Origin of the sequence: Actinokineospora spheciospongiae, assembly GCF_000564855.1 — a bacterium.
In the GTDB taxonomy this organism is placed as follows: Bacteria; Actinomycetota; Actinomycetes; order Mycobacteriales; family Pseudonocardiaceae; genus Actinokineospora; species Actinokineospora spheciospongiae.
Window position 1 is genome coordinate 1 of record NZ_AYXG01000062.1, and the last position, 12,175, is coordinate 12,175.

11 protein-coding genes are annotated in these 12,175 nt (G+C 71.1%); 3 read left to right on the forward strand and 8 right to left on the reverse strand.

Annotated elements, in window-relative coordinates; translation table 11 throughout:
* Nucleotides 1-155: 155 nt before the first annotated feature.
* From UO65_RS08380 to UO65_RS08415, 8 genes are all read right to left on the reverse strand, one after another.
* On the reverse strand, nucleotides 156-923 hold the full coding sequence (locus UO65_RS08380; protein WP_035280310.1) for an aminoacyl-tRNA hydrolase: 768 nt from the start codon (nucleotides 921-923) through the stop codon (nucleotides 156-158).
* Nucleotides 920-2,152: a phosphoserine phosphatase SerB gene (serB, locus tag UO65_RS08385; protein WP_035280334.1), complete on the reverse strand. Its 1,233-nt coding sequence runs from the start codon at nucleotides 2,150-2,152 to the stop codon at nucleotides 920-922. Before serB ends, UO65_RS08380 begins: the two co-directional genes overlap by 4 nt.
* A 185-nt stretch (nucleotides 2,153-2,337) precedes the next feature.
* On the reverse strand, nucleotides 2,338-4,110 hold the full coding sequence (ctaD, locus tag UO65_RS08390) for an aa3-type cytochrome oxidase subunit I (protein WP_035280312.1): 1,773 nt from the start codon (nucleotides 4,108-4,110) through the stop codon (nucleotides 2,338-2,340).
* Between the two features lie 168 nt (nucleotides 4,111-4,278).
* Nucleotides 4,279-5,511, reverse strand: a complete 1,233-nt coding sequence (locus tag UO65_RS08395) for an aldehyde dehydrogenase family protein (protein ID WP_035280314.1) — start codon at nucleotides 5,509-5,511, stop codon at nucleotides 4,279-4,281.
* Nucleotides 5,512-5,557: 46 nt separating this feature from the next.
* Nucleotides 5,558-5,890, reverse strand: a complete 333-nt coding sequence (locus UO65_RS08400; protein ID WP_035280316.1) for a hypothetical protein — start codon at nucleotides 5,888-5,890, stop codon at nucleotides 5,558-5,560.
* 323 nt (nucleotides 5,891-6,213) lie between these two features.
* The gene (locus tag UO65_RS08405; protein ID WP_035280318.1) at nucleotides 6,214-6,840 is read right to left on the reverse strand and encodes a TetR/AcrR family transcriptional regulator; all 627 of its coding nucleotides are present in this window, start codon (nucleotides 6,838-6,840) and stop codon (nucleotides 6,214-6,216) included.
* A gap of 162 nt (nucleotides 6,841-7,002) precedes the next feature.
* Nucleotides 7,003-7,596, reverse strand: coding sequence for a TetR/AcrR family transcriptional regulator (locus UO65_RS08410; protein WP_035280320.1), 594 nt, complete (start codon nucleotides 7,594-7,596; stop codon nucleotides 7,003-7,005).
* Nucleotides 7,597-7,633: 37 nt separating this feature from the next.
* Complete coding sequence (locus UO65_RS08415) at nucleotides 7,634-8,350, reverse strand: M50 family metallopeptidase (protein WP_035280321.1); 717 nt, start codon at nucleotides 8,348-8,350, stop codon at nucleotides 7,634-7,636.
* A gap of 61 nt (nucleotides 8,351-8,411) precedes the next feature.
* Here UO65_RS08415 and UO65_RS08420 point away from each other — a divergent pair, with 61 nt between their 5' ends.
* The 3 genes from UO65_RS08420 to UO65_RS08430 all read left to right on the forward strand — a co-directional run bounded on the left by UO65_RS08420 (nucleotide 8,412) and on the right by UO65_RS08430 (nucleotide 12,011).
* Nucleotides 8,412-8,786 carry a hypothetical protein gene (locus UO65_RS08420; RefSeq protein WP_035280331.1) on the forward strand — a complete coding sequence of 125 codons (375 nt, stop codon included), beginning with the start codon at nucleotides 8,412-8,414 and terminating at the stop codon, nucleotides 8,784-8,786.
* A 139-nt stretch (nucleotides 8,787-8,925) separates the two neighbouring features.
* Complete coding sequence (locus tag UO65_RS08425; protein ID WP_035280332.1) at nucleotides 8,926-9,129, forward strand: cold-shock protein; 204 nt, start codon at nucleotides 8,926-8,928, stop codon at nucleotides 9,127-9,129.
* Between the two features lie 512 nt (nucleotides 9,130-9,641).
* Nucleotides 9,642-12,011, forward strand: a complete 2,370-nt coding sequence (locus UO65_RS08430; RefSeq protein WP_035280333.1) for a Tex family protein — start codon at nucleotides 9,642-9,644, stop codon at nucleotides 12,009-12,011.
* Nucleotides 12,012-12,175: the final 164 nt, after the last annotated feature.

Sequence of the window (12,175 nt, forward strand, 5' to 3'; positions counted from 1 at the left end):
ATGATCGCCATAGGGGCCCCGGCCAAACACATCCACCCAGCCGGGCACCCCAACGACAAGACCGGGCTTTGCAGGCCGAGCCAGGCCAGGCCCCGACCGGGACGGCGAGTCAGACGGGGTACGTAGATCGAATGCCGCGAGACCGATAGGTGGGGTCAGGGCCAGCGGGCCAGAACCGTGACCGTGCCCGGGGCGACCTCGGTGAAACCCGCGTCCCGGACAGCGACCACGCCGTGATCGCGCCAAGCCGCCTCGGGATCGGCGCCGGGGTGCGCAGCGGCCCAGGCGGCGGGGGTCGGCGTGCGGACGGCGGTGCGGTGGTCGAGGGCCGCCCAGTTCTCAAGTGCGTCATGCTGGCCGGAGGCGTGCATCAGTGCGGCGAGGAGCATGGTGGCGTGGCCGACCTGGGCGGCGGCCTTCCCCGCGGTCATCGGCACGTCCGGGTTCAGCCACAGCACGGGGGCGCCCGCCGGAACGGGACCGGGGGCGGAGGCGGGCAGTTCGCTGCCGGAGATCTGGAGGCGGGAGACCTCCTTGGGCGTCTGGCTGACCCGCATCGGCACCAGGGCGCGGGCTTCGGCGCCGTCGACCTCGACGGTGACGCCCGGCAGGTCGTGGACCGCCGCCCAGTGGGCGCCGCGGGCGCGGCGGGAGACCTTGCGGATGCGGCCGTTGACCCAGGCGCGCAGTTCGGGGTGCCACTCGCCCTCGGCCTCGGGGGCCAGGCAGACCGCGAGCGCGGCCGCCGCGGCCGCCTCCAGCAGGGCCGTGCGGTCGGGCTGGGGGTCGCGCTCGATGCGCAGGATGACCGGCATGGCGCGGACCTCGGCCGGGTCCTCGTCGGAGGTGTCGGCGGCGGAGGCGGCCGGGCGGGTGAGCCAGGAGGCGTAGCGGTCGACCAGCGGGGTGAGGATGGCGGTCACAGGCGGTCGAACTCCAGGCCGTCGGCGGCGTCGGCGGCCTCGACCTCCGCGCGGGTGACCCCGAGTACGAACAGCACGACGTCGAGGTACGGGTGGGACAGGGCGGTGTCGGCGACCTCGCGCAGCGCGGGCTTGGCGTTGAAGGCGACGCCGAGGCCCGCGGTGGCGAGCATGTCGATGTCGTTGGCGCCGTCGCCGACGGCCACGCACTGCGCGAGCGGGACCCCGTACTGCTGGGCGAAGCGGCGCAGGGCGACGGCCTTGCCCGCGCGGTCGACGACCTCGCCGATGACCCGGCCGGTGAGGACGCCGCGGGAGATCTCCAGTTCGTTGGCGGCGTGGAAGTCGAGGCCGAGGTCGTCGACCAGGCTCTCGATGATGTAGTCGAACCCGCCGGAGACCACACCGCAGCGGAAGCCGAGGCGCTTGAGGGTGCGGATGGTGGTGCGGGCGCCGGGGGTGAGCTGGATGGCGGCGGCGACCTCGTCGAGGACCGTGGCGGGCAGGCCCTCCAGCAGCGCCACCCGCTGGTGCAGCGATTCGGTGAAGTCGATCTCGCCGCGCATGGCCGCGTCGGTGATCTCCTTGACCTTGTCCTCGCACCCGGCCTTGGCGGCGAGCATCTCGATGACCTCCCCCTGCACCAGGGTGGAGTCCACGTCGAACACGATGAGCCGCTTGGCCCGCCGGGAGAGCAGGTCGCGCTCCACGGCGATGTCGAGGCCCACCCGGCCCGACAGCGCGGCCAGCGCGCCGCGCAGCTCGGCGTCGGCGGCGTCGGTGTCCTCGGCGACCGAGACCCGCAGCTCCAGGCCGGTCACCGGGTAGTCGGCGACCCGGCGGATCGAGTCGATGTTGGCCCCGAGCCCGGCCAGGTGGCGGGCGACCTCGCTGAACGCGCGGGCGGTGACCGGCCTGCCCAGCACCACCAGCACGTGCGTGGAGCCGGTGGCCGACGACGGGTCCACCCCCACCTCGACCTCGACGTGCATCGCCACCGACGCCATCGCCTGCTCGACGTACTCCTGCAACCCCTCGGCGTCGTGGTCGGCGCTGACCAGCACCCCGAGCACCAGTTGCCCGCGGATGACGACCTGCTCCACGTCGAGGATCTCCACCCCGTGCCGCACCAGCACGGCGAACAGCACGGAGGACACACCCGGCTTGTCCGGCCCGGTGACGGTGATCAGGACCGGGGTCCCCGGGGCGGGGTTGGCGGTGGGATTCAGGGCGGTGGGATTCAGGGTGGCGGGGTTCTGGGCGGCGGTCACGATCGCGGTCTCCCGGGGCTCGCGGGACCGTCCGGCCCCGGACATGGGACTGCGGGTGGACCCGGCACGTCGCGCGTACCTGGTTCCACCCGCAGCTCCACTGGATCTACTGGATGTTCGGGTTCACCTGCTGGTGACCCGGGTCAGTTCGACAGGGTGGGGTCACCCTTGGAGATGTCGTCGGGGTTCATCTTCTCGGCGAGGATTTCCGACGGGGCCGGCTTGTGCTTGGCCGACCCGACACCGACGTACTTGTCGTGGTGCCCCTGCTCGACCATGTGCGGGTAGTGCAGGTCGAACGCCGGGCGCTCCGAGCGGATGCGCGGCAGCTCGGTGAAGTTGTGCCGCGGCGGCGGGGAGCTGGTGGCCCACTCCAGGGAGTTGCCGTAGCCCCACGGGTCGTCGGCGTCGACCAGCTCGCCGTACCGGTAGGACTTGAGCACGTTCCAGATGAACGGCAGCGTCGAGGCGCCGAGGATGTACGCGCCGATCGTGGAGATCGTGTTCAGCGTGGTGAAGCCGTCGCTGGCCAGGTAGTCGGCGTAGCGGCGCGGCATGCCCTCGTTGCCCAGCCAGTGCTGGACCAGGAAGGTGCCGTGGAAGCCGATGAACGTGGTCCAGAAGTGCAGCTTGCCCAGCGGCTCGTCGAGGAACCGCCCGGTGATCTTCGGGAACCAGAAGTAGATGCCCGCGAAGGTGGCGAACACGATCGTGCCGTAGAGCACGTAGTGGAAGTGCGCGACGACGAAGTACGTGTCGGACACGTGGAAGTCGATGGCCGGGGCCGCGAGCAGCACACCGGTCAGACCGCCGAAGAGGAACGTGACCAGGAAGCCGACGCTGAACAGCATCGGGGTCTCGAAGGTCAGCGACCCCTTCCACATCGTGCCGATCCAGTTGAAGAACTTCACCCCGGTCGGGACCGCGATCAGGAAGGTCATGAAGGAGAAGAACGGCAGCAGCACGGCGCCGGTGGCGTACATGTGGTGCGCCCACACCGTCACCGACAGCGCGGCGATGGCCAGGGTCGCGTACACCAGGCCGCGGTAGCCGAACAGCGGCTTGCGGCTGAACACCGGGAAGATCTCCGACACGATGCCGAAGAACGGCAAGGCGACGATGTAGACCTCCGGATGGCCGAAGAACCAGAACAGGTGTTGCCAGAGGATCACGCCGCCGTTGGCCGGGTCGAACACGTGCGCCCCGAGTTGCCGGTCGGCGAGCAGGCCGAACAGCGCGGCGGTGAGGATCGGAAACGCCAGCAGCACCAGGATGCTGGTGATGAGGATGTTCCAGGTGAAGATCGGCATCCGGAACATGGTCATGCCGGGCGCCCGCAGGCAGACCACGGTGGTGAGCATGTTGACCGCGCCGAGGATGGTGCCGAGACCACCGACCGCCAGGCCGGTGATCCACAGGTCGGCACCGACACCCGGCGAGTGGATCTTGTCCGACAGCGGGGTGTAGGCGAACCAGCCGAAGTCGGCGGCGCCACCCGGGGTCAGGAAGCCGGTCATCACGATGATGCCGCCGAACAGGTACAGCCAGTACGAGAACGCGTTCAGCCGCGGGAACGCGACGTCCGGCGAACCGATCTGCAGCGGCAGGATGAAGTTCGCGAACCCGAACAGGATGGGCGTCGCGTACAGCAGCAGCATGACCGTGCCGTGCATGGTGAAGAGCTGGTTGTACTGCTCCTGCGACAGGAACTGCTGACCCGGGACGGCCAGCTCGCTTCGGATGAGCATCGCCATCGCGCCGCCCACCATGAAGAAGGCGAACGACGTGACCAGGTACATGATGCCGATTTGCTTGTGGTCCGTCGTGCGGAACAGCCGCAGCAGGTACGAACCCTTGGCCGTCTCGCGGGCCGGGTAGGGCCGCGTGGCGATCGGCCGTGGGGCTACTGCCGTCACTCCTGCCTCCTGCAACTGATGGTGGTGGGCGTCCATCTCGTGAGTCGCGGCCGGCCACGCCGGTGCGGCTCGGGAAGGATCGTAGCCCGGTGGACTGTGGTGGGCTCGTGTGGGCTTGGTGTGCTGTGCATAACTAACCGATCGCACAAAAACGGTCGGTTGCCCAGGTCACACCGGTACCACCGCGTACTGCCGCAGGGTGAGGTCGGTGTAGGTGACCGGTCCGCGGGGGCCGGGGACCCGGTCGATGTTGATGCCCGTCTCCGGCACGCCGAGCAGCTTGAAGCCGTCGAGCAGCCGGGTCGGGGCGTTCCAGAACACCCCGGTGCCGGTGTAGGCGGCCATGAACTCCTCGGCGGTCGCCCTGTCCTCGGTGACGATGCCCGCGGCCAGGCCGGAGGTCTCCTCGTTGGCGATCCGCGCGGCCTCGCGCAGGTCGTCGACGGGGGCGACGGTGACGGTGGCCTCGTGGTCGCCGTCGAGCGCCCACTCGTACCCGATCGCGTGGGTGTGCGGCGGCAGCGAGGGCGTGACCCGCACGTCGTCGAGGGCGGCCCGGATGCCCGGCAGGGCGGAGTCGTAGACGTCGCGGTGCACCAGCAGCAGGTTGAGCCGGTTGCAGACGCCGAGCCGGTCCAGGCTGCGCCGGATGAGGTCGGTGGCGAAGGCGGGGTCGGCCTTGCTGTCGTAGTAGAGGACACCGCCGCCGTCGGCGTGCGCGAGGGTCCGCACCCCCACCTGAGCGGCGCGCCTGCCCAGCTCGCGGGTGCTCTCACCGCTGCCGCGGAGGATGACCAGCGGCACCAGCCCGGGCAGCTCGACCAGCGCACCGGCCGCCTCCCGGTCGGCGGTGGGCACCAACTGCACGGCGTCCGGGTCGAGCCCGGCCTCGTCGAGCGCGGGCGCGATCACGTGCTTGAGCAGCGCGGTGGCCGACCGCAGCGCCGCCGAACCGGTGCGCAGCACCCCGGCGTTGCGTGACTTGACAAGCTGGGAGGCCACGTCCACGGTGACGTTGGGCCGGGCCTCGTAGTTGGCCCCGATGACCCCGACCGGCCTGCGCAGCTCGACCAGCTTCAACCCACCGTCCAGCTCCCGCACCGGGGTCTCCCGCGGCGGGTGCGGGACACCGGCCAGCAGCCGGAGCTGCTCGGCCATGTCGGCGAGCCGGTCCTCGGTGATCCGCAGCCGGTCGAGCAACCCCCCGCTCATCCCGGCGGCTTCCGCGGCGGCCACGTCCTCGGCGTTGGCGGCGAGCACCTTCGCCCTGGCCGAGGACAGCCGCGCGGCCATCTCCCCGATGGCGTTGTCGATCGCCTCGTCGGACGCGGCCGCGAGCGCCGGGGCGGCGGCCTTGGCCCGCGCCGCGCACTCCGCCACGACCGTGTGCTGGTCGGTCACCTTCGTGTGTCCCTTCGTAGCCCGGGTCCGTCCGGGAGAGTCTGCCTCAGCCGGGGAGGTGGCCCTCGAAGGTCACCCCGGTGATGTGCCCGTCCTTCGCGGTCACCGCCCGGAAGACCACGTCGAGCTTCGCCCCGCCCACGGTCACGCCCCCGGCCCGGTACTCCTTGCCGTCGGCCAGCACCGCATCGAGCCCCGGCCGGTGCCCCTGGACCGGCAGCGGCTTGCCCACCAGGTCCGCCCCCACCGCCGCCCGCCCGGCCGCGTTGACCGTCCGAACCACCAGCTCGGGCCCGTCGCACAGCGCCAGCACCACGGTCGCCTGCTCGAAGCACACCAGCGCCTCGAGCACCCCACCCCCGGAGAACCCCGTCGTCATAGCCCCACCCGTCCTCTCGCCGTGCGTCCCGTGCCCCGACGAGGTCGAGCTTGTCAGGATTCGCCGCCGAGCGCTCCCCTCTGTCCACAGCCCCGGCGATTCCCCCGAAAGTTGTCCACAGCCCGCAACCGACCACTTACCCACCGCCCCATGCACGACTAGAATTGTGGACGGTGGTCTGGTCTCGACCGCCGAGAGTGGTTGGGTCGGGGTGGACTGACTGACCAGGTTCGGCAGCAATGGGAACGTCCGGTCCGGTGGGACGGGATGGGGCCGGGCAGGTCCCGGAGCAGTCGAGCTCGGGCAGGTCCGCGGAGTCGGGGTCAGTCCCGGGCGGCTGGGGTCTGGTAGAGGGCGGCGACGATTTCCAGGCGTTTGTCGTCGAGGTGGGGGCTGGGGTGGACGGCGTTGACGAAGGTTTCGCCGTCGAACATGTGGAGGGCGGCGGAGACCGCTGCCTGGCGGGTTTCGACCGGTTGGGCGGCGATGGCGGGGACGCGCAGGGCGGTGAGGTAGATGTCCTTGGCGAAGCTGTCCATGGTCGGGCCCAGCCGGGTGCGCAGGGCGGTGTCGGTGCGGGCGGCGACGAGGATTTCGAACCAGACCAGGTTCAGCGGGGAGCGGGACGCGGCGCGGATGGCTCGGAGGACGTCGTGCAGGCCCGCTTCGTGTTCGGCGACGGGGCCGACCTGTTCCCAGAAGTTCGCGATCAGCCTGCGGCCGACCTCCTCGGCCGCGGTGACGACCAGGTCCAGCCGGGTCTCGAAGTGCCGGAACAGCCCGCCGTGCGACACACCGGCCCGTTTGCAGATCTCCTGCACCGAGGCGCGGGCGTAGCCGACCTCGGAGATCGCGGCGATGGTCGCGTCGACGAGCTTGCCCACGGTCGCCTCGCGGCGCTCGCGCTGGGTGCGCCGCCGCGGCGGGGTGGCCTCGGCCGGGTCGGTCACTGGGGTCCCTCTCGATCTCGGGTTGTCGATACTCGCGACTGTCCATGATCGTGATGGGACTTCGCTTGCGCCACAGCGGGTCCGCTGGGACACGAACAGGTGTCGACATTGTGACCAGTCGCATTCGTACTGGCCACTTCGGATCGGAGGCAACGTGAAGTCCTATTCGGACTTCGGCCTGCCCAGCAGTGAGCGCAGGGTGTCGGTGAGGGTGCCGATCGGGACGCCGGGGTCGATGACGCGCTGGATGGCGAGCCCGATGCCGAGGCTCAGCAGGACGGTGGCCATGTCCTCGGCGGGCAGCGGGGCCGGGTGGGCGGAGGTGTCGAAGGTGCGGGCCAGGCTGGTGATGGCGTCGCGCACGGCCCGGTCGCGCACGGCCAGTTCGGCGCGCAGCGCCGGGTCGCGGCGGGCCTGGAGGCCGAACTCGACCTCGAGCACGGTCCAGCCCTCGTCGCCGATCATGCGCTCGGCCCACTCGGAGAACAGGGCGACCGCGTCGTCGAACGGCCTGCCGGAGACGGCTTCGGCGACGGCCTTGATGTGCTCGGCGTGGATGTCGTCCAGGACGACCAGGCACAGCTCGTCCTTGTTGCGGAAGTTCGAGTAGACCGCGCCCTTGGAGAAGCCCGCGGCCTCGGCGACCTTCTCCAGCGAGGTGGCGTGGTAGCCGTCGCGGAGGAAGAGGTCCTTGGCGGTGGCGATGAGCAGCTCGCGGGTGCGGGCTTGGCTCTCGACCCTGCTCAGTCGGGGCATGCGGGCAGCCTAACGCCCGAATACCGCCGGTACTCGGTCACGGGAGGAGCAGCCACGCCGCGGCGACCAGGAGCGCGCCCAGATCGATGATCAGGAAGGAGCCGACCCAGAAGAACCCGGGCGCCCCGGTGAGCCGGGCGAGCTGGTCGGCGTCGGAGTCGCGGGCCCGCCCGCGGCGGCGCTTGCGCTGGAGCTCGAACACCGGTCGCACGCCGCCGAACAGCAGAAACCACGCGATCAGGTACGCGAACGCGGCCTGGACGCCGTCCGGCGCGAACCACGAGACGGCGAACAGGAGCAGCCCGGTGACGACGACCGAGAGCACTCCGTACAGGTTGCGCACCATCACCAGGACGCCGAAAAGCAATATCGCGCAGATCACGATAACAACGTTCGTCCGATTGGCCGCCAGCAGCGCCGCGAAGCCCAGCCCGAGCAGCGACGGCGCCACGTAGCCCGCGAGCGACGTGAGGACCATGCCCGGCCCCTCCGGCTTGCCGCGGGAGACGGTGACGCCGGAGGTGTCCGAGTGCAGGCGGATGCCGGACAGCCGCCTGCCGACCAGCACGGCGACCAGCCCGTGGCCCGCCTCGTGCACGATGGTGATCACGTTGCGGGCAGGCCGCCAGAGGGGGCGCAGCAGCACCACCAGCAGGGCCGCCCCCGCGGTGAGCAGCACCATCGTCGCGGGCGGCTGCCAGTTGCCGCCGAAGATCTGCTGCCAGAGGTCGGGGGTGGTCGAGGTCGCCTGCACCCCACGATCTTGCCCGTCCGCTCGCCGGGTGCGTCGGGCGCGGGCTGGGTAGCCTCCGTCCATGGCTCAGTCGACGTGGATTCCGAGGGCCCTCGGGGCCGCCACCGCGGTGTACGGCGCGGCGATCACGATTCGCCCGCTGCTGATGGCCAAGCCCACCGGGCTGGTCGACCCGAGCGGCACCCCCGAGCCCGGCGTGGCGGCGCTGACCAGGAGCCTCGGCGTCCGCGACGTGGCCACCGGGCTGGCCATGGCGTTCGCCCCCGCGGGTGCGCCGCTGCGGGCGGCCATCGCCGTCCGGGTCGCCTCCGACACCGCCGACGCGATCACCTTCGGCACCGGCCTGCCCGACGCGGGCAGCCGCCGCAACTCCGCCAAGGTGGCAGGTGCCTGGGCGGTCCTGTGCGCTTTGTCCGCCTTCGCCGCGGGCCGCTGAGACGTTCGCTGTCAAGGCCCTACCTCTGCGCCGCGAGGTGTGTTTGACTGCCTGTGGTCGTCCGGACCGCCAGCGTGACCGGACGTCCCGGGCGTCGCAACCAGCGGACGCCGGGAGGCAGCACAGCTAGGAGAGCGGTATGGCTGAGGGCACCGTCAAGTGGTTCAACTCGGAGAAGGGCTACGGCTTCATCGCCCCCGACGACGGCAGTTCCGACGTGTTCGTGCACTACTCGGAGATCCAGACGAGCGGCTTCCGCACGCTGGAGGAGAACCAGAAGGTGACCTACGAGGTCGGTCAGGGCAACAAGGGACCGCAGGCCACCGGGGTCGTCCCCGTCTGAGTCTCGACGCTGAGACTTTCCGCTGGGCCCCGCTCCTCCCCCGGAGCGGGGCCCAGCAGGCTTTCCGGGCTCCCTCGAACCGGGCGGTTCCCGCAGGAGGGGTCGCGGACCCGGGCGGCCGGGCCGTGCGACGAGCAGCTCTGTCCTCATTGGATGATCAATCCGATGTGCAACCCGTTCGGGTGACCGACTGGTCGTGGCGCCTCGTGGTCGGCAGGCGCCGCCTGCTTCACCCGGATGGGGTACGCGGTGTCGTGCGGGACCGCGTGCGGTCGACGGCTTGCGGGCGTGGGGTGCGCTTTCCTGGGGGAACACGGGCTTCTCCTCGTGCGGACGGTGGTGTGCCTGATGCCTTTGTCGCACATCCCGTCGACGCGGGCGATGCGTTGTCCACAGGCCCGACCCGGCCGCCCGGAGTTGTCCACAGGTCGCCACCCATGCGCCCGTTCGACCGCCGGGTCCGCCAGAATGGCCTGCGACAGTGAAGTTGAACCGCAGTGGAAGCAGGAGCCATGACCGCGCCAGCGCAGGGGATTCATCAGCGCATCGCCGAAGAGCTCGGGGTGCGCGAGGGGCAGGTCACCTCAGCCGTCGAGCTGCTCGACGGCGGGGCGACGGTGCCGTTCATCGCCCGCTACCGCAAGGAGGTCACCGGCACCCTCGACGACGCGCAGTTGCGCGCGCTCGAGGAGCGGCTGCGGTACCTGCGCGAGCTGGAGGACCGGCGCACCGCGGTGCTCGACTCGATCCGCGAGCAGGGCAAGCTCGACGACGCGCTCACCGCCCAGATCATGGCCGCGGAGACCAAGTCGCGGCTGGAGGACCTCTACCTGCCGTTCAAGCCCAAGCGGCGCACCAAGGCGCAGATCGCGCGGGAGGCGGGGCTGCAACCGCTGGCCGACGCGCTGATCGGCGACCCGGCGCACGACCCGCGCGAGGTGGCCGCGGGCTACGTCGACGCGGAGCGGGGCGTGGCCGACGCGACCGCGGCGCTGGACGGCGCGCGGTCGATCCTGGTGGAGCGCTTCGCCGAGGACGGCGACCTGATCGGCGAGCTGCGCGAGCGGATGTGGGCCAAGGGAGTGCTGGCGTCGAAGGTGCGCGGGGGCAAGGAGGAGGACGGCGCCAAGTTCGCCGACTACTTCGACTTCGCCGAACCGTTCGGCAAGCTGCCCTCGCACCGAATCCTGGCCATGTTCCGCGGTGAGAAGGAGGAGGTCCTCGAACTCACCCTGGAACCGGACCCCGAGGTCGACCAGACCGCGGTGCCGCCGGTGCGCACCGACTACGAGGTGCGGATCGCGCAGCGCTTCGGCGTGGCCGACCGGGGCCGCCCCGGCGACAAGTGGCTGCTGGACACCGTGCGCTGGGCGTGGCGGACGCGGATTCTGGTGCACCTGGGCATCGACCTGCGCACCCGACTGCGCCAGGAGGCCGAGGACGAGGCGGTCCGGGTCTTCGCGGCGAACCTGCGCGACCTGCTGCTCGCCGCACCGGCGGGCACCCGCGCCACCATGGGCCTGGACCCGGGTTTCCGCACCGGGGTGAAGGTCGCCGTGGTCGACGGGACCGGCAAGGTGGTGGCCACCGACACCATCTACCCGCACGTGCCGCAGCAGCGGTGGGACGAGGCGCTGGCCAAGCTGGGCAGGCTCGCGGCCGCGCACCGGGTCGACCTGATCGCCATCGGCAACGGCACCGCCTCGCGGGAGACCGACAAGCTGGCCATCGAGCTGATCAAGCGGCTGCCCGAGCTGAAGTTGACCAAGATCGTGGTGTCGGAGGCGGGCGCGTCGGTGTACTCGGCGTCGGCCTACGCCTCGCAGGAGCTGCCGGGCCTGGACGTGTCGCTGCGCGGCGCGGTGTCGATCGCCCGGCGGTTGCAGGACCCCTTGGCCGAACTGGTGAAGATCGACCCGAAGTCCATCGGCGTCGGGCAGTACCAGCACGACCTGTCCGAGGTGAAGCTGTCGCGCTCGCTGGACGCGGTGGTCGAGGACTGCGTGAACGGTGTGGGCGTGGACGTGAACACCGCGTCGGCGCCGCTGCTGACCCGGGTGTCGGGCATCAGCGCGGGCCTGGCGGAGAACATCGTGGCGCACCGCGACGCGCACGGGCCGTTCCGCAGCCGCACCGGCCTCAAGGACGTCCCCCGGCTGGGGGCGAAGGCGTTCGAGCAGTGCGCGGGCTTCCTCCGCATCCCCTCCGGCGACGACCCGCTGGACTCCTCCAGCGTGCACCCCGAGGCGTACCCGGTCGTGCGCCGAATCCTCGCGGCGACCGGCGGCGAGGTGGTCGGCCTGATCGGCAACTCGACCAAGCTGCGCGCGCTGCGCCCGGCGGACTTCGTGGACGAGAAGTTCGGCGTGCCGACGGTGACCGACATCCTGGCGGAACTGGAGAAGCCGGGCCGGGACCCGCGGCCGGAGTTCAAGACCGCCACCTTCGCCGACGGCGTGGAGAAGCTCAGCGACCTCACGCCGGGGATGACCCTGGAGGGGGTGGTCACGAACGTGGCGGCCTTCGGCGCGTTCGTGGACATCGGCGTGCACCAGGACGGCCTCGTGCACGTCTCGGCGCTGTCGCACACGTTCGTGAAGGACCCGCGCGACGTGGTCAAGTCCGGTGACGTGGTGAAGGTGAAGGTGCTGGAGGTCGACATCCCGCGCAAGCGGATCTCGTTGACCCTGCGCCTGGACGACGAACTGCCGGCGCCCGGTGCGCCTTCGGGTGGCGGGCGGCGGGAGCCGAACCGCGGGCGGGGGCCGGGGCAGCAGCAGCGTGGTGGTGGCGGCGGGGGTGGGAAGCGGCGGGAGGCTTCGCCGCCGCCTGCCAACAGCGCGTTGGCCGAGGCGTTGCGCAAGGCGGGGTACAAGGGGTGAGTGCTCCGGCTCCCGGGTCAGTGGTCCGGGAGCCGGACGCATCTTGCTGGGGCGCTTGGAGTTTGGCGGTGCCTGACTGGCGCTGTTCAAGGGCGCGGTTTTTCGCTGGGGTGCCCGGGTGGGTGGATCTGCTCAGCCGTGGCTGGGTTTTGGAGCCCGGTCGT

Coding starts and splice junctions, on each gene's coding strand:
- UO65_RS08430 (WP_035280333.1), top strand. CDS start 9,642: ATGACCGCGCCAGCGCAGGGGATTCATCAGCGCATCGCCGAAGAGCTC.
- UO65_RS08400 (WP_035280316.1), bottom strand. CDS start 5,890: ATGACGACGGGGTTCTCCGGGGGTGGGGTGCTCGAGGCGCTGGTGTGC.
- UO65_RS08425 (WP_035280332.1), top strand. CDS start 8,926: ATGGCTGAGGGCACCGTCAAGTGGTTCAACTCGGAGAAGGGCTACGGC.
- UO65_RS08420 (WP_035280331.1), top strand. CDS start 8,412: ATGGCTCAGTCGACGTGGATTCCGAGGGCCCTCGGGGCCGCCACCGCG.
- UO65_RS08410 (WP_035280320.1), bottom strand. CDS start 7,596: ATGCCCCGACTGAGCAGGGTCGAGAGCCAAGCCCGCACCCGCGAGCTG.